The sequence below is a fragment of the Streptococcus sp. 2018037 genome (assembly GCF_019754195.1).
GTDB lineage: Bacteria > Bacillota > Bacilli > Lactobacillales > Streptococcaceae > Streptococcus > Streptococcus hashimotonensis.
This window is the reverse complement of the sequence record NZ_JAIJZQ010000032.1, coordinates 1-22,928: the sequence shown is the minus strand read 5'-3', so window position 1 is coordinate 22,928 and position 22,928 is coordinate 1. Positions and strand designations below refer to the sequence as shown.

Annotated in this window: 20 protein-coding genes, 1 tRNA gene and 2 pseudogenes; 5 read left to right on the top strand and 18 right to left on the bottom strand. The window is 41.4% G+C overall.

Annotated elements, in window-relative coordinates:
- Positions 1–188: 188 nt before the first annotated feature.
- The 10 genes from smpB to ybeY all read right to left on the bottom strand — a co-directional run bounded on the left by smpB (position 189) and on the right by ybeY (position 8,809).
- Positions 189–656 (bottom strand): SsrA-binding protein SmpB, encoded by a 468-nt coding sequence (smpB, locus tag K5Q29_RS09565; RefSeq protein WP_002935771.1) that lies wholly within the window; start codon positions 654–656, stop codon positions 189–191.
- Between the two features lie 2 nt (positions 657–658).
- Positions 659–3,028: a ribonuclease R gene (rnr, locus tag K5Q29_RS09560; RefSeq protein WP_221877119.1), complete on the bottom strand. Its 2,370-nt coding sequence runs from the start codon at positions 3,026–3,028 to the stop codon at positions 659–661.
- A gap of 535 nt (positions 3,029–3,563) precedes the next feature.
- Positions 3,564–3,797 (bottom strand): preprotein translocase subunit SecG, encoded by a 234-nt coding sequence (secG, locus tag K5Q29_RS09555; RefSeq protein ID WP_002935768.1) that lies wholly within the window; start codon positions 3,795–3,797, stop codon positions 3,564–3,566.
- Positions 3,798–3,843: 46 nt separating this feature from the next.
- Positions 3,844–3,993, bottom strand: coding sequence for a 50S ribosomal protein L33 (rpmG, locus tag K5Q29_RS09550; protein ID WP_012775228.1), 150 nt, complete (start codon positions 3,991–3,993; stop codon positions 3,844–3,846).
- The gene (locus K5Q29_RS09545; RefSeq protein WP_105139566.1) at positions 3,993–5,198 is read right to left on the bottom strand and encodes a multidrug efflux MFS transporter; all 1,206 of its coding nucleotides are present in this window, start codon (positions 5,196–5,198) and stop codon (positions 3,993–3,995) included. The genes rpmG and K5Q29_RS09545 overlap by 1 nt, the downstream gene beginning before the upstream one ends.
- The gene (coaE, locus tag K5Q29_RS09540) at positions 5,185–5,787 is read right to left on the bottom strand and encodes a dephospho-CoA kinase (protein WP_105139567.1); all 603 of its coding nucleotides are present in this window, start codon (positions 5,785–5,787) and stop codon (positions 5,185–5,187) included. Before coaE ends, K5Q29_RS09545 begins: the two co-directional genes overlap by 14 nt.
- The gene (gene mutM / locus K5Q29_RS09535) at positions 5,780–6,607 is read right to left on the bottom strand and encodes a DNA-formamidopyrimidine glycosylase (RefSeq protein WP_105139568.1); all 828 of its coding nucleotides are present in this window, start codon (positions 6,605–6,607) and stop codon (positions 5,780–5,782) included. Before mutM ends, coaE begins: the two co-directional genes overlap by 8 nt.
- A gap of 406 nt (positions 6,608–7,013) precedes the next feature.
- Positions 7,014–7,913 (bottom strand): GTPase Era, encoded by a 900-nt coding sequence (gene era, locus K5Q29_RS09530; protein ID WP_105139569.1) that lies wholly within the window; start codon positions 7,911–7,913, stop codon positions 7,014–7,016.
- A gap of 16 nt (positions 7,914–7,929) precedes the next feature.
- Positions 7,930–8,331, bottom strand: coding sequence for a diacylglycerol kinase family protein (locus K5Q29_RS09525; protein WP_012027339.1), 402 nt, complete (start codon positions 8,329–8,331; stop codon positions 7,930–7,932).
- Positions 8,312–8,809: an rRNA maturation RNase YbeY gene (gene ybeY / locus K5Q29_RS09520; protein WP_002935749.1), complete on the bottom strand. Its 498-nt coding sequence runs from the start codon at positions 8,807–8,809 to the stop codon at positions 8,312–8,314. Before ybeY ends, K5Q29_RS09525 begins: the two co-directional genes overlap by 20 nt.
- Positions 8,810–8,908: 99 nt before the next feature.
- On the opposite strand from ybeY, the gene K5Q29_RS09515 reads away from it, so the two are divergent.
- Positions 8,909–9,721, top strand: a complete 813-nt coding sequence (locus tag K5Q29_RS09515; RefSeq protein ID WP_105139570.1) for a MurR/RpiR family transcriptional regulator — start codon at positions 8,909–8,911, stop codon at positions 9,719–9,721.
- A 103-nt stretch (positions 9,722–9,824) separates the two neighbouring features.
- On the opposite strand, the gene K5Q29_RS09510 is transcribed toward K5Q29_RS09515, so the two are convergent.
- From K5Q29_RS09510 to K5Q29_RS09485, 6 genes are all read right to left on the bottom strand, one after another.
- Positions 9,825–11,333, bottom strand: coding sequence for a PTS transporter subunit EIIC (locus tag K5Q29_RS09510; RefSeq protein ID WP_105139571.1), 1,509 nt, complete (start codon positions 11,331–11,333; stop codon positions 9,825–9,827).
- Positions 11,334–11,360: 27 nt separating this feature from the next.
- A complete protein-coding gene (locus K5Q29_RS09505) occupies positions 11,361–12,062 on the bottom strand; it encodes an N-acetylmannosamine-6-phosphate 2-epimerase (RefSeq protein ID WP_044763506.1) in 702 nt (233 codons plus the stop codon).
- Between the two features lie 310 nt (positions 12,063–12,372).
- A complete protein-coding gene (sly, locus tag K5Q29_RS09500; RefSeq protein WP_079397084.1) occupies positions 12,373–13,866 on the bottom strand; it encodes a cholesterol-dependent cytolysin suilysin in 1,494 nt (497 codons plus the stop codon).
- Positions 13,867–14,358: 492 nt separating this feature from the next.
- Positions 14,359–15,069, bottom strand: a complete 711-nt coding sequence (locus tag K5Q29_RS09495; RefSeq protein WP_105139572.1) for an HAD family hydrolase — start codon at positions 15,067–15,069, stop codon at positions 14,359–14,361.
- Positions 15,070–15,122: 53 nt separating this feature from the next.
- Positions 15,123–16,862, bottom strand: a complete 1,740-nt coding sequence (locus tag K5Q29_RS09490; protein ID WP_105139573.1) for an ABC transporter ATP-binding protein — start codon at positions 16,860–16,862, stop codon at positions 15,123–15,125.
- Complete coding sequence (locus tag K5Q29_RS09485) at positions 16,862–18,589, bottom strand: ABC transporter ATP-binding protein (protein ID WP_105139574.1); 1,728 nt, start codon at positions 18,587–18,589, stop codon at positions 16,862–16,864. The genes K5Q29_RS09490 and K5Q29_RS09485 overlap by 1 nt, the downstream gene beginning before the upstream one ends.
- A gap of 747 nt (positions 18,590–19,336) precedes the next feature.
- Between K5Q29_RS09485 and K5Q29_RS09480 the strand changes: the two genes are divergently transcribed.
- The gene (locus tag K5Q29_RS09480; RefSeq protein WP_105121847.1) at positions 19,337–20,104 is read left to right on the top strand and encodes a DNA/RNA non-specific endonuclease; all 768 of its coding nucleotides are present in this window, start codon (positions 19,337–19,339) and stop codon (positions 20,102–20,104) included.
- Here K5Q29_RS09480 and K5Q29_RS09475 read toward each other — a convergent pair.
- Positions 20,097–20,382, bottom strand: a pseudogene (locus K5Q29_RS09475) (transposase); the annotation flags it as partial. The gene K5Q29_RS09480 and the pseudogene K5Q29_RS09475 overlap by 8 nt on opposite strands.
- A gap of 177 nt (positions 20,383–20,559) precedes the next feature.
- On the opposite strand from K5Q29_RS09475, the gene K5Q29_RS09470 reads away from it, so the two are divergent.
- A tRNA-Thr gene (locus K5Q29_RS09470) sits at positions 20,560–20,632 on the top strand.
- A gap of 267 nt (positions 20,633–20,899) precedes the next feature.
- Here K5Q29_RS09470 and K5Q29_RS10945 read toward each other — a convergent pair.
- Positions 20,900–21,223 carry a tyrosine-type recombinase/integrase gene (locus K5Q29_RS10945; RefSeq protein ID WP_398578116.1) on the bottom strand — a complete coding sequence of 108 codons (324 nt, stop codon included), beginning with the start codon at positions 21,221–21,223 and terminating at the stop codon, positions 20,900–20,902.
- A 947-nt stretch (positions 21,224–22,170) separates the two neighbouring features.
- Here K5Q29_RS10945 and K5Q29_RS09455 point away from each other — a divergent pair.
- Together K5Q29_RS09455 and K5Q29_RS09450 are read left to right on the top strand one after the other, a co-directional pair.
- Positions 22,171–22,641, top strand: coding sequence for a ferrous iron transport protein A (locus tag K5Q29_RS09455; RefSeq protein WP_044762658.1), 471 nt, complete (start codon positions 22,171–22,173; stop codon positions 22,639–22,641).
- A pseudogene (locus K5Q29_RS09450) lies at positions 22,638–22,802 on the top strand (FeoB small GTPase domain-containing protein); the annotation flags it as partial. The gene K5Q29_RS09455 and the pseudogene K5Q29_RS09450, both read left to right, overlap by 4 nt.
- Positions 22,803–22,928 lie beyond the last annotated feature (126 nt).

The window sequence follows — 22,928 nt, the reverse complement described above, 5'->3', positions numbered from 1 at the left end:
AATCTTTTTCAGGATGAAGCACAAACTGGTTTGCGGTGGAAACGATGTCGTTAATACTATCAAGTAAATGAGCTTTAATCTGATCTAGCATGACTTTTCCCCTTTTATTTTTAGTGTAACATAAAAACTAACCCACCACAAAATGTGATAGGTTAGTTAACTTAATGACATTGGGATTTCTCCCAGTCCTAGCGACTATTAATCGCCTTCATGGTCCGTTTAATATCACGGTCTTGCTCACGGCGTTTAATTGACTCCCGCTTGTCGTAGTCGTGCTTCCCTTTGGCAAGTCCAATCAAGACCTTGGCAAAGCCGTCCTTGATATAGACCTTGAGCGGCACCAGGGTCATCCCTGTTCCCTTGACCTCATTGCCCAAGGACTCGATTTGCTTCTTCCGCAAGAGAAGTTTGCGGGTCCGCGTTGGCTCTTGGTTCCAGATATTGCCCTCATCATAGGGAGCGATATGGACATTGACCAACCAAGCCTCGCCCTGCTTGATCTGGGCAAAGCCGTCCTTAAGGTTGATCCGCCCCGCACGAATAGACTTAATCTCCGTCCCCGTCAGGACCATCCCCGCCTCCACTGTATCAACAATGGTATAGTCGTGGCGGGCTTTTTTATTCTGTGCAATCACATTGCCCTCACCCTTGGCCATGCCTATCTCCTTTTCTTCTTGTTCTTTTTAGCCACTTCTTTGTAAAATGGTTTCTTTTTCTTGTCTTTTTTACCACTTTTTGACTTGTGGTCTTTCCCAGACTTGTGACGTCCGCTGTCGCGACCAGCAGCTTCTTGTTTGTGGTGCTTGCCCCGTCCTCGCCCTGACCGATCATCACGATCGCGGTTGGAGTGACTAGCCGTTCTCCGCTTGGCTTTCAAAGCTTTTTCGACAATATCCAGCTCGGACGGCACGTGGGCAAAATCGATTTCCCCTGTCATCTTGTCCGCCCGCGTTAGCTTGATACGAATTGGCTGACCGACACGGAAGACACAACCAGATTTCTCACCCTGCAAGGTCAGAGTCCGCTCGTGGAACTGGTAGTATTCGTTGAGGTTGGTGACATGGATCAGACCTTCAACTGTATTTGGCAACTCTACAAAGAGACCAAACTTGACCACGCTAGACACGACACCATCAAACTCTTGCCCGACAAATTCTTGCATGAATTCTGCCTTCTTCATAGCTTCGACTTCCCGCTCTGCCTCAATGGCACGGCGTTCTAAACTGGACGAAGACTTGGCAAGCTCGGGAATGACCTGCTCAAAATGCTCTGCTTTTTCCGCAGGATTGTGACCATATTCCCGCACCATACGGTGTACCAGCAGATCGGGATAACGACGGATAGGACTGGTAAAGTGGGTGTAGAACTCCGCACCCAGTCCATAGTGGCCGTGGTTGTGCTCCGAGTAGCGTGCCTGCTGCATAGAGCGAAGCAACATCATGTTGAGGACATCCGCATAGGGTTCATCCTTGACCCGCTCCATAAGGTCCTGAAGGGCGTCCTGGCTGATAGAGCTGGCCGTACCATAGACCGTCAGACCGAAACTGGTCGCATAGTCGATGAACTTCTGCAACTTGTCTGACTTAGGCTCCTCGTGGATCCGATAGATAAAAGGTAGGTCCAGCTTGGCAAAATGCTCGGCAACGCACTCATTGGCAGCCAGCATGAAGGACTCAATCATTCGCTCGGCAATGCCTCGCTGGCGCAGTTGAATATCGACTGGCAGACCATCCTTGTTGACGATGATTTTAGCTTCTGTCGTATCAAAATTCAGAGCCCCACGCTTATAGCGCATGGCTTCCAGCGTCTCATGGAGTTTGACCATGAGGTCCACACTTGGCACGATTACCTTGTATTTGTCCAACTTTTCCTGATTGCCCGCAATCATGTCATTAACATCGGAATAGGTCATACGGAAGGTGGTTTTGATGACCGTCTGGCCAATCCAGTGCTTGACCACCTTGCCCTTGCGGTCAATTTCCATAATAGCCGACTGGGTCAGACGATCCACATTTGGATTAAGGGAACAAATGCCATTTGATAAACGTTCTGGCAGCATTGGCACCACACGGTCGGTCACATAGACCGAAGTCCCACGCTTGACAGCTTCCTGGTCCAAGGCAGAACCTTCGGTCACATAATAGCTGACATCAGCGATATGAACACCCAGCTCCAGATTACCATTTTTGAGCTGCTTGATATGGACCGCATCATCCAAGTCCTTGGCATCCGCACCGTCAATGGTGAAGATGATTTCATCTCGCAGGTCCAAGCGGCCTTCAAAGTCTTTCTCAGACGGACTTTCTGGCACTCGATTAGCCTCCGCCAAGACTTCATCAGGGAATTCCGACACGATGTCCATGGATTCCAAAACTTCCAAGACATCGATCCCCACATCGTCCTTGTGGCCCACCACGTCCCGAATGGTCGCAATAAAGTGGTCCCGCTTCTTATTTGGATAGGCTTCAATGTCGACTTTGAGGATTTCCGTTCCGGTCAATACCAGAGGTGACTTCTTGATGTAAATCTTCTGAGCGATTTTCTGGTTTTTAGACTTGATGTAGCCTGCATATTCTGGCTTGTCTTCGTCAAAAACAATCAAGCCCACCGCAGTTTTCAGGCTATGTTCTAAAATATCAATGACTTCCGCTTCCGCAGCCGTCCCCTTGAGCCTGTCCGCTACTTTCTTGATAGCCACTTCCACTCGGTCGCCCTCGATGGTGAAGTTGACATCATCACGACTGACAAAGAGATCATCTTCCTCCTCGTCAATGGTCACAAAACCAAAGCCTGACTTGTGGGCACGGAAAATACCCTGCAAGGTCACCTCGTTTTTGGAGATTTTTGGAGCAGGAAGAGTAATCCGCCCAGCATCGTCAAAGACAAGTTGACGACTGCCTTCCATGCTAGAAACCAGCTTGACCAAGTCTGTGAAGCTCTTAGCAGAACTGGCTCCAAACTGATCTGCCAGCTGATCCATGGTCACAGGACCAATTTCTTTAATATAGTTAATAATTTCGTTTTTCATGTTGTATTTACCAGAGTGCAGGATAAAAACCTAGCACTATTTCTCTTTCAGTCCTTTAGTTTATCTTTTATTACTGCGACGTACGAGGAAACTCCGTTTCCCTATTTCCAACTTCAAATAATTTCATCATTATTTGAACTCGCTTTGTCGTACTTCAGTACAGTCTGCAGCTCGTTGCCTAGTACTAAAAGCAAACTAAAAGACTGTATTTTGCGTTATATCCAGACGCAGTGGTTGATTGCTCCAACAATCAAATGATTGTTGGAGGTGGGAGATAGGATTTGCAAAGCAAATCTCAATAGTTCGCAAATAACGCTCCGAACCATACCTATTCAACTTATGCGGGGGTGGAGTAAAATAGTCCAGTGGAGTGAAACAGTTTGGGGAACTGTTTCAGCTGGTCACCTAAAAATAAGAAAGTGACCATAAAAGCCCGAACCAATCAATACGAAAGTGAAGGGAACTCCTTTGCATTTGTCGAGTTCTGGCCCACTCCCAAAAAAATAGACCAAGAACAAGTCCCAGTCTGATTTATCTACTTACTTGAAATGATAACAAGTGCCAGCGCATCCAGCATCCAAAGAAAAACAAGAATAGCTGTAATGCGTTGCATCACCGCTTCAAAACCACGGGCCTTTGTACGTTCAAATAAGGCTCCACTAGAAGAGTCAAAGACGTTGCTAGACTGGTTTTTAGCCGGTTGAATAAAAATCACTACAATCAAAATAACAGATAAAATCAACAGAATTGCTAATAATGCTTGATACATATTTTTTTCACTTTCTACAATAACTTATGACATTATACCATAAAACCTACTTAGTTTCAAGGTGGAGGGTTACTTTTCTCTCTTTTGGGCAGTATTTAAGGACTTCAATCTTATCTGGATGAGTCTTGGCGTTTTTGCTAGTCAAGTAGTTCTTACTACCACATTCTGAACATTGTAAATTGATTTTAACTCTCACTAAACATCCCTTACTTTCAAATAGTTTCTAAAATTGGTCAAAGACCAGATAAGGTTAAAGAGGACAAGTCCGCTCGACAGATAGAAAACCCAGTCATAACCCATGTGAGCAGCCACCGCAGACCCCATCATGGGACCAACAACAGAACCTAGATTATTAAAGAGTTGGTTGTAGGAAAATATCCTTGAAATCCCTTCTTTTGGAGTCAACTTGGTCAAAAGAGAATTGACCGAAGGCAACAATGCTCCTGTCCCAAAACCATACATGAATCGCAACAAACCAAGCTGGAAAGGATTTTCTGCAAAAACACAGAAAACATTAATCAACAGACTGTAAGTCAAAGCAATCAATAGAAGGCGATGATTGCCAATACGATCACCAATTTTCCCTAAATAACCTGATGTCACTAGCGATGCCATACCAGGCAAGGAAATGATAAAACCAGCAACAAATAACAGATTATCTGTCTGTCCCAAATGCCGCACGTAGAGGGTCAATATAGGAACAACAGCCTGAGCAGCTGCAATAATAATCATAGAAGTCACAAAAAGCCCAACCAGCATCTGCCGATCTTTCACCTGCTCAAATACCTCTTTAACCGACATCTCTTCGCCTTTTTTGATTGGAACAAAATCCTCTCGAATATAGAAAACGGTCAGTAACACAACGATAGCATAAAGAAGTCCCACCAGCAAAAATACCATATGTACGCCAAACATCTCTGCTAAGATACCACCCAGGGTCGGACCAATCAAATTACCCGCTACCGCACCTGTTGACAATGTACCCAGAGCATACCCCGTCTTATCCTTTGGAACCTGACTGGCAATCAAGGCAGTCGCATTGGGAATGTATCCTGTAAATACCCCATTCAGGACACGTAAGGCAAGCAACCAAAAAACATTTGGTACAAAGGCCATACCACCCATAGTAAAAATCATCGCAAAAGCAGCCCGCACCATCATAGGCTTGCGACCGTAACGGTCCGCCAAACTCCCCCAAATAGGTGCCATCAAGGCTGCCGCAAGGGCATTAACAGATACCGCAAGTCCCGCATAATATTCTACCTGTCCAGAACCCACCCCCAACTCTTCCACAAAAACCGAGATAAAAGGCATAACCAAGGTAAAACTCGTCCCTGTTAGGAAATTTCCCAACCAAGCCACCTTCAAATTCTGCTTCCAATAACTACTACCGTCGTCCATCCTTTAATTCCTCCAAAAGTTGCGCAACCTGTGTTAAGGTCGCCTCAACCGCTCCGCTATTGTCAATCACCACCTGGGCTTGCGACCGTTTTTTCTCTAAAGAAAGCTGAGCAGCCAGACGATTTTCTGCATCTTGAACAGCTAAGCCATTGCGTTTCATGAGCCGTTCCAACTGCTGCGCTCTATCGACATAAACTAGCCAGACTTCATTTACTTCCCCGCTATAATCAGCCTCGTAAAGCAAAGGAATATCCATGAAAATTACATCCTCAGTCTGCTTGAGAGCATCCCTTCTGTCTAACAGCTCCTGCCTGATAATCTTGTCCTGCAAGACAGATAAACGAGCCCGCAGATTGCTATCCGCAAAGACAGCCTGTCCCAGCTTAGCCCTATCTAGACTGCCATCAGCTGACAGGATAGCTTCCCCAAACTCGGCAAGCAAAACCTGGTAGAGTTTACCGCCTTTAGCCTGCAACTCATGCACGACCGCATCCGCATCGATGACTGGATAGCCCTGTTCTCGTAAAAAAGCTGTAACCGTTGATTTTCCAGAGGCGATACCGCCTGTTAAACCAATAACTTTAGCCATGTTTCACCTGACACTGAGGACAGAAATGCGTCCCTCGACCGCCCAGCTGGATTTTGACAATCTCCGTCTGGCAACGGGGACAGGCCTGCCCTGTCTTTCCATAAACTTGTAAATAATCCTGCATAGTCCCGTCCATGCCCAAGGCATTTTTGTAGGTCCGAATGGTTGAGCCTCCTTTTTCGATACCCAGTTGCAGAACTTCTATGGTAGCTTGACGGAGGTCTGCCACCTGCTCAGCCGATAGCTGATTACTTGCTTGAGCAGGATGAACTTGTGCCTTGAACAAGACCTCATCGACATAAATATTGCCCAAACCAGCCACCAAAGACTGGTCCAAAAGATAAGCTTTTATAGGCTTTTTCGACTTGGCCAACTTAGTCGCAAATTCTTCTAAGTCAAAATCTTCCTCCGTCGGCTCAGGACCAATTTTCCGACCGATAAAATAGGCATCCACATCCGCCTTGCCCAGCAATTCCATTGTGCCAAACTTGCGGACATCCTGATAAACCAAGGTCGAGCAGTCCGTGAAAGTAAAAAAGGCATGGAAGTGCTTGTTGGCAGGCACCTGATCAGGAAAGAAATTGTACTTACCTTCCATCCGCAAGTGGGAAATGAGGACATGATCCGTCAGGTAAATCAAGAGATACTTGCCTCGGCGATCCACATCTAAAATCTCCTGACCAAGCAAGTCCTGACAGAAGGCATCCACTCCAGTCTTAATCATAGGGGCATAGGTCACCTCTACCTTCTTGATGACCTTTCCTCTGACCAACCGATTCAAACCACGACGAACCGTCTCAACCTCAGGCAATTCGGGCATACTAAGATACTAAGCCGTTAAGCGACTCAAAGAAAAATAGAAACCTGACCGACGGTGCTTCGGCACCTAGGTCACGGTTGGCTTTTCTCAAAGAGGCCTAGGCGTGTTCAATCCCAACACCTAATCGGCTTTCCTTTCTTGTTTACTAAAAAGATTTCTCCATAACGCAGTAAAAGCCTTTCGGCTTTTCTGCTAACTATTTCTAAGTGATTGACTTAGACAGCCTATCCCAGGCTGCCTCGCTCTCTAGTTTTCAAGCTAGGGTTCAACTCGCCAAAGTTGAGTGCTTTGAAAAGCTACTCAACTTACGGCAATTCCCAGCAGAATTGCCTAGGCGACTTACTAGTTTCCCACATCATTATAGTCGAATGATGTGGGAAACGTCGATCACGTTCCCCAAACCTTATTAATACTCTTTCTCATTATAGCCAAAATCGGCGAGGTCGAGTTTTTTGTCACGCCAGTTTTTCTTGACCTTGACCCAGGTTTCGAGGAAGACTTTGTCGCCCAACATCAATTCAATATCACGACGGGCCATAGAGCCAATTTTCTTGAGCATGGCTCCTTGCTTGCCGATGATGATGCCTTTCTGACTATCACGCTCAACCATAATCGTCGCTCGGATATGGACCTTGTCGGTAAATTCATCACGTTTCATGGACTCGATGACAACGGCAACAGAGTGCGGAATTTCCTCACGAGTCAGGTGTAGAACCTTCTCCCGAATCATCTCAGATACCAAGAAACGTTCTGGGTGGTCAGTGATTTGGTCCGCTGGGAAATACTGGAAACCTTCATCCAGATTTTCCTTGAGAATTTCCATGAGACGGTTGACATTGTTCCCTTGGGTAGCAGAAATTGGCACAATTTCCTTGAAGTCCATCTGTTGACGGAAATCATCAATCTGTTCCAAAAGCTGGTCTGGATGAACCTTGTCAATCTTGTTAACCACTAAAATGACTGGAACCTTGGCTTGTTTGAGGCGTTCCATAATCATGTCATCACCCTTGCCTCGTTTTTCATCGGCTGGCACCATAAAGAGGACCGTATCCACTTCACGAAGGGTGCTATAGGCAGATTCCACCATAAAGTCACCCAAGGCCGTCTTAGGTTTGTGGATTCCTGGTGTGTCAATGAAGACAATCTGCTCTTCTTCTGTCGTATAAATGCCCATAATCTTGTTACGGGTTGTTTGAGCCTTGTCACTCATGATGGCAATTTTTTGCCCCATTACATAGTTGAGAAAGGTTGATTTCCCAACGTTTGGACGACCTAAAATCGCCACAAAACCTGACTTAAATATCATGTATTCTCCTTATATTCTAAAAAATAAAGTCCCAAATTTTCGGCACAAAGATAATCAATCCTGTCAACAAGGCAAATCCTGACACAAACAAGACTGCCCCTGCTGCCATATCTTTTGCATTCTTTGCCAACATAGAAAAATGATAGTCTGACGCCAAATCCACCACATTCTCAATAGCCGAATTCACAATTTCAAAAGCGATAACCAGACTAATACTAAGCAAGAGGAAGAGCCATTCTGTCACAGATACTTGGAAAATAAGTCCCGCAAGCACAACAAGGACAGCTGAAGCAAGGTGCTTCTTCATATTGCGTTCTTCCTTGAAAGCCGTCAACAAACCTGTTACTGCAAATTCTAGACTAGCAATCAATTCTCGGTTTTTCCAGCGATTTTTTGAATTATTCTCTTGTAAGTCCATAGGCCGTCAAAATTTCTTCTTGTAAACCAAACATTTCTGCTTCTTCTTCTGGCGTATAATGATCATAGCCATTGATATGCAGAAAACCGTGTACAGCTAAAAAGCCCATTTCGCGCTCGTAGCTATGTCCGTAATCTTCAGCTTGCTCACGCGCCTTATCGATAGAAATATACAATTCACCAATATAGGCATCGAAATCTTCCATCATTTCAGCCAATTCAGGATTGTCCAGTAAGTCTTCCTCATCAAAAACAATCTCCGACTCTGGCTTATATTCTAGGCTGACAACGTCTGTGGGACGGTCAATTCCTCGGTACTCCAAGTTAACCTCATGGACACGCTTATTGTCCACAAAGGTCACAGCCATTTCCTTATTCTGCTTGCCAATTTTTTCGGCAGCAAACTGGAGCAATTCCGTAATCTGCTCCTGCATTTGAGCAGAAACCTGCCCTGTTTCATCAATCATTTCAATATACATAATCTTACATTCCTTTTACGTTTCCATTATATCATAAAACCTATCAATGAGGGGGTTTTAGTGGTATAATGTCCTCAGAAGCTATCAGAGGAATGGAAAATGTTACAAACACCGAAACACATCACTGCCATCATTGAGTCTCATCTGGATCAGATGACTAGACTTGAAAAGCAGATTGCTAGTTATTTTACTCAGTTAGATCCATCTAGCGCCAATCTTAGCCAAGAAAACACTATACAGCAACTCCACATTTCTCCATCTGCTCTTACTCGTTTTGCCAAAAAATGTGGATTTTCCGGTTATCGAGAATTTGTCTTTGCCTTTCAGAATAACCAACAATACTTGGATAAACATTTTGAAAAATTACAGCGGAGCCTAACAAAAAAAGTCTTGGTAGACTATGAGGAAATCCTAACTGCTACCAATAAACTTGTTGATGAAGAAAAATTGGAAGAAATTGCCAAACTGATTGACAGTAGTAAGCGTGTCTATTTTTATGGAATCGGCAGTTCTGGTTTGGTTGCAATGGAAATCAAATCCCGCTTTATGCGACTGGGTGTAGTCTGTGATGCAATTACTGATAAAAACAATCTTATTTGGACAACCAATATCCTAGATCAGACCTGCTTGGTTATCGGTCTTTCTCTGTCTGGTCAGACAGAAGAGGTCATGGAGCATCTCCACCTGGCTGCTCAAAAGGGGATTCCTACCGCCCTGTTAACAACTAAGAGTTTTCCCCATCCGACTTTTGACCAAATCATTCCAGTCGCCTCTGTCCGCCACCTCAATTACGGCAATCGTATCTCACCCCAAATTCCCCTACTCATCATGCTAGATATTATCTACGCCTATTTTTTGGCTATTGACAAGGAGAAAAAAGAGAATATTTTCAAGCAAACTATTAGAGAATAATTCATCCGTCTTTCTATTTCACAACAATCTTAATAAAACAAAAAGCATTCAAAAATACCCGATAGGTACAGTTTGAATGCTTTTAATTCGCTTAAATATAACCCTATTCTTCAAGACCAAGAATTTGATTGATTTCTTGGCTATACAGAATAGCCTTACCTCCGAAAATAGCCTGTATCCCTCCTTTTACATCCAAAACAGCCGTTGCACCTATAGACTGAATAACTCCCTTATCCACAAGACCACTATTTCTGAGCGATACTCTTAATCGAGTCGCACAGGCAGTCACATTCTCAATATTATCTGCTCCACCAAGAGCATCGATGATAGCAATTGCATTATCACGAAGACTAGAACCGTTTGATAAAACTTTTTCAGAATGTGATGCTTGATCACTACTTTCCATACCAGGAACTAGCACGTGAAATTTGGTTACTAAAAATTTGAAAACTAGATAATAAACTGCTGCCCAAAGCAAGCCAATAGGAATCACGTAAATCCAATTGGTTTTGTCATTTCCTTGGAAAACACCAAAAATCAAGTAATCAATAAGCCCACCAGAAAATGAGTTCCCAATACGAATTTGCAGGAGATCTGCGACTAAGAATGATAGTCCATCTAAAAATGCGTGAACAACATATAGCCATGGAGCAACAAACAAGAAAGAAAATTCGATTGGTTCAGTAATTCCTGTCAATAGGGAAGTTAATGCACTACTTGAATAAAAACTGCCAACCTTCTTACGATTTTCCTTAGGAATTGCGTGATACATAGCCAAACAAGATGCTGGCAGACCAAAAATCATCGTTGCAAATCGACCAGCAAAAAATCGAGTTCCATAAGTAAATAAGCCTGTATGGTTCGCATCTGCTAATTGAGCAAAGAAAATATTTTGCGCACCTTGGATTGTCTCACCTGCTACCACTTCACTTCCACCTAATGAAGTATACCAAAACATTGGATAGATGGTATGGTGCAAGCCAAACGCACCTGTCAAACGTAAACCAAAACCATATAAGAAGGTTCCAAAACTTCCCATCTCTGCTATTGCCTTACCAAAATCAACTAACAAATTCTGAATCGGTGGCCAAATTATATAAAAAATGGAACCAATCGCAATTGCTGCAAATGATGAAATAATTGGAATAAAGCGAGAGCCACCGAAGAAACCAAGAAAGGCTGGTAATTCAATTTTTCGGTATTTATTGTGTAAAGTTGCAACAGTGATACCAATCGCCAAAGCTCCTAGAACACCAGTATCAATACTTGCTCCTTCCCCTGCAAAAAGAGTTAGAAAGCCACTAATTGTAGCGGTATAAATAAGGTATGCAACACCTGCGGATAGTCCGGCTGTACCCTTATCTGCATCCGCTAATCCGACAGCAACACCAATAGCAAAAATCAACGCTAAATTCGCAAATACCGCACTACCTGCCGTACTCATGATAGTGAATACAGCTTGCAACCACGCTTGATCCAATACAGGAAATTGTGCTACAGCATTACTATTTGATAAGGCGCCTCCAATTCCCAGTAAGAGACCAGCAACAGGCAAAATTGAGATTGGCAACATAAAGGCCTGCCCTAGCTGAGAAAACTTCTTAAAATTCATACTCCATTCCTTTCTATAACCTATTTATTATTTATGTAAAGCACTAATAAACCGCTCTGCGATTTCCTTTGGACGTGTGATCGCACCGCCTACAACAATTCCTGCCACACCTAAATCATGAATAATTTTTACTTGGTCAGGATAGTGTATTTTTCCTTCCGCTATCACATCGATACCTGCTCGGCACAAGCGGTCAACCAATTCAATATCCGGTCCCTCCTCCTGCCTACTATAGGATGTATACCCCGAAAGTGTTGTCCCAACAAAATCGATGCCTGCTTCATAAGCAGTTAATCCTTCCTCAAAGGTTGAAATATCTGCCATAAAAAGTTGTTCGGGGTATTTTTCCTTGATTTGCTTAATGAAATCAACAACATCGAGTCCGTCATAACGCTCACGCTTGGTACAATCAAGAGCAATGACCTCAATATCTAGAGCTGCTAACTCGTCTACTTCTCGCATCGTAGCCGTAATAAAGGGCTCTTGTGGAGGATAGTCTCGCTTGATAATTCCGATAATTGGCAAAGTAGTTACTTCTTTTATCTCCTTAATATCCCGTACACTATTGGCCCGAATACCGACAGCCCCTGCTTCTTGGGCAGCCTTGACTAGTAAAGGCATAATACCGCCTTCTTCCCTATACAGGGGTTCGCCTGGTAAAGCCTGACAGGAAATGATAATACCGTCCTTAATTTGTTGCTTTAAATCTGTCTTACTAATAGTACCCATTGTGTCATTCCTTTCTGCTCTATACTAGAGATAGCGCTTACATTTTTTATTATATAGTATATTATTATTTTTTCAATAACCTCTTTTTATTTAGAATGTAATTTCGATTTTTGTAGAAATACAAAAAATCCTGAAAATAGTTTCAGAACGAGTTCTCATACCTAAAAGTAGTTTTTAGGAAAATATAAAAGATTCTACCCAAAATTTGAATAGAATCCTTATTTTAATACCACTTTCTTGTGATAAGTTTCTGACGAATAGTGTTTAGCTCCTAGCCTCTGTGGCTAAGAGAGTATAATACATTGCCAGATTACTCTATCACCTCATCCGCATACTGTGGGTATAACGTTGTTCCCCAGATGGTTATTTTACGTTGACCAACAAGTGGTAAATCTTTGTCATAAACTGTTCTCCACCACTCCCATGCTAATCCTGTACATTCTTGAATATTGACATGAAGATTGCGAGCATTTCCTGGAATTTGAATGGTTTCACTCCAGTGTGAGGTCAGATTTACACCATTCTTATCCCAAGCTTTTGGTTCCCAAACTTCTTCTCCAGCTTCATTGTAAGATACTTCTTCCCAAGTAATGTTGTATTTCGCAACATAAGCACCTGAATGGTCCAATGTCAATGCACTACTATTATGGACGGTTGAAGTTGTTTCTATGTACTCTGAATTGCTCAAAATCTGAGCAGGTCTATTGTCTTTGACAAAGTTGGTTGAATACGAAATCGGAACACCTGGATTGAGTTTTCCGTATCTTGCACCTTCTTCAATAATCTTCTTCAGTGTTTCAATATTTCCGCTCACAACAGTAGCTGCACTACCTGCATCCCCACCAAAAATATAAGCAGAGAATGAAGTATTTTTCAGAATGTCTTGATACTCAGCATTGCCACTAATATCAACGCCTTTGATGGCTGCTTTAAATGCGGCTTGAACTTGGGTACTCCTACTGCTAGTTTCTAACTTGATGAACATAGAGCGTCCATAAGAAACGCTGGAAACATAAACAGGAGGTACCTCATCTGTTATCCCATTTCGTTGCAAATCTTCTACAGTTGTCCCTTCTGCAAAAAGCTTGCTTGGAGATTCTGGTTCATCAACACTAACTGTATAATAAATTTGTTTAAAGTTAATAATCTGAACCTGTTTTTCACCCGAATTCACGGCATCAAAATTGATATCTAATGGTACTGCAATTTTTTCAAAAGAGGTTCCGAACTTCGTTTTTAATTGTGACATACTGTATGCCATTGTTTCATCATATTGAAGCTCTGCTTGGGTATTGCCATACTCTCCAGCATACGTATTATTCCATTTAGACAGAAGGTTATTCACCCCTGTTCGAACAGTACTTCTTGTTGGAGAATTTACAACAGTGTGGCTATCCCCATTGGCCAAACCAGGTAAATTCAAACTAAGCGTCAGATCTCCCCGCGCAATACTGATAAGCGTTGGATTATTATCCAGAAGATTTTGGTCAGCACGCAATAAAGCACCTGGATAAATATTTGCAGCCTTAGCATCAATAACAGCAATATCTGCACTATTGTTCGTAATATTCTTCTTTTCTCTGCGAAGTACCACAAAACGTCCGTTTTCTAACATACCAGTTGTTGCTGGCGGATTATCAATGTATTCTCCCTCATTTGTAAGAATCTCTTGTGGCTCGTAAGTCAAGCTTTGAAAATACTGATTAATATCTTGTTTGGAATCTGCAAGAACACTCAATGGTGTGACCCCTACGAGTGCCAAACTGACTATTGAGCTTAAAATCAAGTGCGAACTTTTTCTCATAAGTTTTATCCTTTCATGTTTTCACTAATGAAATGAATAGACATAAAAAATGGTATTAAAAAAACAAACGTTTGCAAATTCATTCTGCACCTTTTTAGATAAGTTGTCAAGACTTCTTGAGATGGAAAACAGACAAAAAACAGATTGCACCCCTCTATTTGTTGTTTTTCCAACAATTTCCGGAACGTTTCTGTAAATAACCTATTCATTTTCTGTTTTTTCTGAATTTCTATCAGTTTTTCATACACATTATCGCTTATAAATATTTGTAATAATAGCTAAATATTATAGACAATATGTAAAGACCTCCAATTGAGTGTGGTAATTCCTGTTAGAAGTTGATTTTTTTTATTCTAGTGTACAGGTAAATCCACGAATTCTCAACTGGGGGTCTTTACATATTGTCTATACCTCCTCTTTTTGAACACAAAAACTCCCCCGACTAGCTTCTAATCCTATTAAAAACTTGTTGGGAGAGTTATTCCATTTTATTTATCCAATCGGCTTTATGATGTTTTTGATAAGGGAATCCAGGTTGGACCATTCGTCAATCATATAATCTGCCCGAAAGGAACTTTCTGGCTCTGACCGTTTTCTGTGATTAAACCAGACCGCTTGCCAACCAGCAGTTTTTGCCCCGATGATGTCATTTTCAAACGAATCCCCTAGATAACAAATATCTTCGCCTGACATCCCCAAACGTTCTTCCATTAGTTGAAAAATAGCAGGATTTGGCTTTGTGATACCAACTTGTCCAGAAATAAGGACATGTTCTAGCTCAAACCAATTAACTAACCCCATCGTGCGTATCTTTCTCAACTGATGTTTATAAGGTCCATTCGTAATAATCCCCATTGTAATTCCTTGCGCCTGACACCACGAAAATATTTCTGGAAACACTGGACTGAGCTCTATCTGCCCTTGAAAATAATCATAATCTATTTGAATAGCTAAGGCTGTTGCATCAGACACCTGATACCCAAAATCTGCCAAAGCATGTTTCATCCGATAAACATGACTGTCTTTCAGACTCATCTTTCCAATTGCTGTCGCTTCAAATACTTCATCCGCATATCTGCGAAAGGAAAGGTAGAGTGGTTCAATTTGATCCCTTGCTACTTCAATATGTCTTTCCAAAGCACGTTCAAACGGTTGAATCTGGTCATAAAGCGTATCATCTACATCAAAAATTAAGGCTTTCATGAGTCAATTATAGCAAAAAATTCCAGCCAAAGCTTGGAATTTTTAACTGCTTATTACACCTTTGCTTGAATCTCATGCATTTGAGCATATACTCCACCACGTGCAACCAATTCTTCATGCTTCCCATGTTCAATAATTCGACCTTGATCTAAGACAAGAATCTGGTCTGCATTTTGAATGGTAGAAAGTCGGTGAGCAATAATAAAGGTTGTCCGACCTTCTTTCACCACTTCCATAGCATGTTGGATAATTTCTTCCGTCTCCGTATCAATATGAGAAGTTGCTTCATCCAATATCAGAATTTTAGGATCAGAGTAGAGTGTCCGCGCAAAGGCAATCAACTGACGTTCCCCACTTGAAAAGGCCGCCCCCTTCTCAACAACTGGTTCATCAATCCCTTTCTCTAAGCGAGATAGCATAGGCCCTGCACCAACTTTTTCTAGCGCCTGCATGATTCTTGTTCTATCTGCTTCCTCTTCATTCATGGAAACATTGCTGGCAATCGTCCCTGTAAAGAGATAGGGATCTTGCAAAACAATCCCCATGTGACTGCGCAGGCTTTCACGAGAATAATTACGGATGTTTTTCCCATCAATCAGTACACGTCCCTCCTGTGGATCATAGAAACGATAGAGGAGGTTCATAATAGAAGACTTACCAGACCCAGTATGCCCAACCAGAGCAACTGTTTCTCCTTTTTCTGCCCGAATGGTAATATCTTTCAAAACTGGTCTGTTTTCTTCATAGCTAAAGTTCACGTGTTCAAACACGACTTGCCCTTGTTCAACTTCCAAAATACGATCACAGTCATCCTCCACCTCTTCTTCTAGAAGGGCCATTAGACGCTTACCTGTTTCAAAAGAGCGAAGCACATTTGGGAACTGTTGAACCAGCGCTCCCAAAGCAATGAAGACTCCTTCGATATAGTTGACATAAACAAAGAGTTTCCCAGCTGTAACTCCATCCTGTCCCGCAAGAAACTGATAGCCGACTACCATTAAAATCGCAGCAATGACCAAATTTTGCAGAAAACCACTCAGATTCCACGTGGCAAGAGACTGGGCCCAGATAATCTTATTATCTGCCCGACGCATCTTGTCAGCAGTCACTTCAAATTCTCTCATGATGCGCTCTTCTTGTCCAAAAAGTTGAATCAAACTTGCACCATTCATGGACTCATTCACCTGCGTATTGACGTCACTCCTTGCATCATAAAAATCCTTCATTGGCTTGTCTGTCATTTTCTTGTAAGCAAATTGAATGCCGATATAGAGTGGTATCAAGAGTAACATCAGCCAACCGAGACTCCTATTCATGTAAAATAGGACACCGTATGTAAAGAGCAAACGAACAATATTGTTAAAGGCATAAACTAAAGTACCATAAAATTGTGTCCGCAAGGTCTCTGTATCATTGACAATTCTAGTCGCAATTTTTCCAGCGGGCTTATCATCAAAATAAGAAATAGGCAACCGTTGCATAACATCGTAGGCTTGATTACGTAGATTTTCAGCAATACGATTGGCACAATGCATGAGTAAACGCATAGATAGGTAGAAGCCAATAGCTCCCAGAATAATCATTCCCATGTATTGAACTGACTGGTTTAAGAAAACAGCTTCATCAAAGGGCAAACCCTTGCTCAAATCTGTAATCGGCCCATCGATAGCCTGCTGAATCAGCAGAGGAGCCAATCGAACCATGGTCGAAGCCAATAGATAGAAGCCGACAGCTACTATAAATAGCCACTTGACACGACCGATTTGTTTTAATAAAAAACCTAAAATAGTCATTACTCTCCTCCTTCCTGGCTTTGTTGTCGTTGGTATTGTTCATAGTACCAACCTCTTTGGGCAAGCAAATCAGCTGGACGCCCCTCCTCAACGATACGCCCCTCATCCAAGACTAGTACCCAGTCTGCATGGTTGACAGCAGATAGACGATGAGTCACGATGACATTGGTTTTGCCTGCACGTTCTTTTTGAATATTTTGGATAATCTGGCGTTCTGTCCGAGCATCCACTGCCGACAAAGAATCATCTAGAATTAACAAATCTGGCTCTCGCAGGAAAGCACGGGCGATGGAAATCCGTTGTTTCTGACCGCCAGAAATAGATACACCACGCTCACCAATCATGGTATCAAGACCATCACTCATCCGTTTTAAATCTTGACTAAAAGCTGCTGTGGCAATGGCTTGTTCAATCTCCTCAGAGCTACTAGCTACTTTCCCAAGGGCAATATTTTCTCCAACAGACCTTGAAAACAAAATGTGTTCTTGTGGAACATAGCCAATTTTTTCCTCTATACTAGAACGTTTAAAGTCTAAAACAGATTGATGATTGATGAAAAAATTTCCCTGACCAATCGGATACTGGCGTAAGAATTGGCGAACCAAGGTCGTTTTTCCCGAACCAGTTTTCCCAACGATACCTACAGTTTGCCCTGCTTTCAGCGTCCAATTGATGTCCTGTAGGCTGGCTCTTTCTGCCTGTGGATAACTAAAGCTATAATTTTTGAAGGAAATACTAGACAGCTCTGCAATTTCCTTAGAACCATCAGCCTCCAAATCATCTCCCGTCTCAATCAACTCTTGCAGTTTTTCAAAAGATGTCTTACCAGTCTGATAAACAAGGATGAAATCTGCTAGTGTCCAAAACGGCTCTAAAAGCGAACCGACATACAATTGAAGGGCAATTACTTGTCCCAAGGTCAGTTGCCCTGCTTTCACGGCTTGTGCCCCCATGAGAAGCACGAAAATAGTAGACAATCCCAAACAGACTGTGGCTAATGGATTATACAATGATTGCAAGGAAGTGATGCGATCCCCACCCTGAGCCAATTGCTTGGTACGAGCTTGAAATTGAGCCTTTTGAGTTGCTTTTTTACTATAAGCCCTAGTCACTCGAATGCCTTCGATGACCTCCAAAACTTCATTATTGAGCTGGGCTACAGCTTCCCTATTAGTATCAATCGCCTTATCTTGTTTTCTCCCGATAAAAAATATACATAGTGTCATGAACAGCATCGGTAGTAAAGCTACTAGCGAAATTTTCCAATCAATAAAGAACATCGTGGGAATGATAAAAGCCAACATACCGCCTGCATAGACGACAATCATAAGACCGTAACCCACCATCTCCATCAGGCCATCCACATCCGTTGAAAAACGAGTCATGACATCTCCTGAGCGAAATTTTTCATAAAATGGAGTCCGCATGGTCACTAATTTTTTAAAGGCACGTTGCTGCATGTCAAACTTGAAGTTGACAGAGGCCTGAAATAATTTCAGATGCCAAATGAAGGCTGTTGCATAGTTCAGCACTGTTACCAATAACAATAAGGTCATCTCCTGAACCAATATAGCCTGAGTCAATTCATTCTTGGTCAGTATATCGACCATCCGCTGTATGATTTGCGTTGGTAGCAAAAGTGTGGCGTCATAAATAATCAAGGTCACAGCAACCAATAGATAGAGCCACTTATGACGCTTGATGTAGTCAAAAATTAATCGAAACATATATCTCCTTTACAAATCTATAACCTATCATTTGCCACTTTATTCAATAAGTAACAGTTGATAGACCTTACCTTTCTAAGCGCACAAAAAAGCCTAGGGAAGCATCTCACTCCACCTAGGCTTGTGTAAGTCCACAAAAATAGACCAGCTCTTGAACATAGTCGACAATTTTTATCACACCATGACCACAGTGCTTGATTGTCTCAACGTTTCAAAATATAGCCCACGAAAAACGACAAAAGTTCATCAATGAGCTTTGTTTTCCTGCTTAGAAAGGAGTGTATGATAAAAAATAGCTTGCTGCATGACAAGTTGTTTATTCATTTGTTTTACTCCTTTCATATTTCTAAGCCCTATTCTACCACAATAAACATTCATGTCAAGGGATTTTTTTAAAAAAACAGCCTGAATAGGCCGTCCCTTATTTATGCTGGTTTCTGGGATATTTTAAAAATACTTGTATTGGTAGAAATGTAAAATAGCCAATTTAATCGCATTTAAAATTTATTTTTACAACTCATTAATACATTCTTTTTTACTTTTGGAGCGAATTGGGGACAACGACTCCAATTTCCTCATCACCCCCTGCAGCTTCTCTGCAGTCTAACTTCTTCGTCTGTTTTAATTCGCAAAAAAATTAAAAAAATTGAGAATTATTTTTTTATCATGACTTTTTATTACTATAGTTGATTGATTTTATTTTAGTGATACAATTAAATCGAAAAATAAAACAAAGGAGATATTAATATGTCTACACAATATCGTTGCATTTGGAAAAAATTAGCAATTGCTTTGTTAATTTTTGTAACCGCTTTCTCCGCTATCCCTAGCCAAGCTAGTACCGGGAAGAGGATTAAGAAATTCCCGAGTACTTCACATATCGAACTTCGCACGGATGTTAGCAATATCCCTGGTACATTGCCATTTGATGGGCAAAATAGACAACTTTCGCTTGGAGAGCTAGATAGTCTCAACCGACCTACCTATGCACATATCCAGCTCAGAGACCAAGATGAACCTACGCTGACACGAGAAACTTTGACATACAATCCTGTTGGTTGGTTTAATTACAAAGTACCATATAACGGGAAAAAAACTTGGTTAATGAATAGGGGGCATTTAGTTGGTTATCAGTTTAGCGGTTTGAATAACGAAGCTAGAAACCTGGTTACCATGACAGCCTACCTCAACACAGGAGCCCTATCGGGAGCTAATGATAGTAATCCAGAAGGAATGCTTTATTACGAGAATAGACTGGATAGCTGGTTAGCTTTACACCCAAACTATTGGTTAGATTATAAAGTAACTCCGGTATATCAAGACAATGAACTAGTCCCTCGTCAAGTGATTTTGCAGTATGTTGGTATTGACTCAGAAGGGCAGGCGTTACAGATTAGATTAGGCGGCGAAAAAGAAGTAGTAGACAATTACGGTATTACTACCGTTACACTAGAAAATGTATCACCTTTAGCGGAAATTAACTATGAGACAGGCATGTCTCCTACTATTAGGTAAAAAATATAAGAGGCTGGCAAAAACTAGCCAGTAAATGAAAACACAGATAGATTGAGCTGATTTTGATGAAATCCAGCCGAACTGTCTGTGTTTTTCTTTTTATTGTTACTATCTTGGGCTAATTTTTTAGCCAATTTCGTTAAATTCATACTCATTAGAAGGAAGCCTATCTCTGTTTCAACCACCTTTTATCCTCTGACATGGACTCTACGCACGCCAAAAACACCCTTCATCCTACCAAATACAGGTTCGACATCCACCTTGCGTTTGGCATAAATTGTCAGATACTGACTTGTCCCATAGTAAGTTCTACCTTATTTCTTTGTCTTATTCTAGTTTCCAGTTTTTAAGACAGACTAGAACTTACTTTGGGAATTTACTGCACTCTCTTTTTCTTTTTATTTTAAAAAAATCCATTGACATTTTTTTGAGATATGATATACTAGTCAAGTACTGCTGGTTTAGCTCAGTCGGTAGAGCGCATCCATGGTAAGGATGAGGTCGCCGGTTCAATCCCGGCAACTAGCATGGAATAACGTTAAAACCCTTTATACACAAGGGTTTTTATTATGTCTTCTCCAATTTGCCCCAAATTTTTAGAAGATTTTTCTGACCTTGTCATTGCTCTTCTCTTTTAATGATTCAAGCTGATGGACATAGACCTTGAGTTTAATGTTTAAATTTTCATGTCCAAGTAATTGAGAGATAGAGATGAGCTCTACTCCTTGCGTAATCAGGTAAGATACGTAGGTAGGTCTCAATGAATGTATATGAACATTTCAACCGACAATCTTCTTAATCAGAAGCATAGACTCTATTCTGATTATTCTCAATCCAGCACTTTTCTTTATAGTCTTTCATCAACTTGACAGTATGATCATAGATAGGTATTTTATGCACTGAACTGGTATTCTTAGTCGGAGCAAAGTCAAAGGTGGTATTGTAGTTGTATATCTTGTTGACATCTATAATCTTGTTTTCAAAGCTGATGTCATTCCATGTCAGCCCCAATGCTTCAGCAAAGTGTATGTCTGTACCTGCTATTAGGTAGATAATGACGTAGGAGTGGTATCGAATATTCTGTCCGACACATTCGATAAGACTTGTATATTCGTTGATTTCAAGAAATTTTGCTTCTTTTAGTTCGGACTCTACTGATGAACGTATGGTAGTAAAATCGCAGAAATTCCGCTCAATAATGCCTCATGTACCGCCATCTTCACGGTTGCCTTTGCTTGATAATGGAACTTTTCAACTGTTTCCTGTGTGTGAGTACTGGCAAACTGATTCAGTACTTGTTGCTACATACTGTTGGTTATTTCGCATAGTTTCGTATTTTCGAAATATAATTTTATTTTCTTTTCTGTATACTCGTATTTTTTCCAAGTAACCTGGCTGAGATTTGATTTTTTGTGAATTTGTACCTAATTGCTATAGCATTCAAAATATGCCATTGATTTACCCTTTCTATTTTGTTAAAATGGGTGTAGGAAAGAGACCTACTGAAAAGCAGTTTTTTACTATACTTGACACCCTACACTCAAATTTTACGACGGAGAGTGTTGGGATTTTTTGTTTTTTAAAAAGAAAAGGGAATGAGAAAGAATTCGACTAGTCAAAAACATATGTAGGCTCGGGCTAAAATAGTCCACTGGACTGTTTCACTCCCACACCCGCACAACTCCAACATTCAGAGTAGTGACTGTTAAAGCCAATCAACCACTGCGCTGAGAGGTTGACACGAGCTCTGAGAAGTGGCGCTGAACTTGAGCCCAGTCTCATCACGATATGGGACCAAGTCCTAAATGTAAACTTTATGGAGCTAAACTCCTGACAGTCATATTGTAGGATATTTTATAAATAAGTCAAGAAATTAGAATAAATATAGTTCTTTCAATTTGCCATACACTTTTACTTTTCTCAGACTAACTTCTAGAATGTCTGAAACTAGAACTTACTTTGAGAATTTACCAAAATAAAGAGAAAATAAGTCGTTCCTAAAAATTATCTGACACTTTTAAGGAATTGTGCTATACTATTGTTATAAAAATCACAAAGGAAACGATATGAAACTGCAAAACCTTCAAGTGGGACAATCTTTTTTAGTCAAAGATTGTCTAACTCAAGATGATATTCGTAAACACTTAGCGCACTTGGGTTTAAAAGTCGGAGAAGAGATTCGCATCATTTCAAAAACCAAGACCAATGCTATTTTCCAGGTCAAGGCAAGCCGTCTAGCCCTAGACAGAGAAATTATTGAATCTCTGGTTCTAATAGAAAAGTCAGCTACGGAAATAATCAATCTATCTGAGGCACCTATTGGTAGTTCAGCTAAGGTCATGGACATCTATGCAACAGGTGCACTCCGTCGTCGCCTTATGGATATGGGACTTACAAAGAACACGCAGCTATTTCTCAAAAAAGTCGCTCCCCTGGGCGATCCAATCGAAATTACCTTGAGAGGATACGAGCTAACACTACGCAAATCCGAAGCGCAAATGATTGGTGTTCAAATCACAAGCGAGGTGAGGAAATGACAAAACACATCGCCCTTGCAGGAAATCCAAATAGCGGAAAAACAACCCTTTTCAACCTCCTAACAGGAACCAACCAACGTGTTGGTAACTGGCCTGGAGTCACCGTCGAAAGAAAATCTGGAACAATCAAAAAGCGAAAGCATTTACTAATTCAAGATTTATACTTAACAAAAATCAAAAATAGCGTTATAATGGTATTATGACAAAAGAACTTACCCAAACACAAGTCGAAGAATTAAAGCAAGCACTTAAAGATAAAAATAATGCTCCGCATCATAGAAAAATAC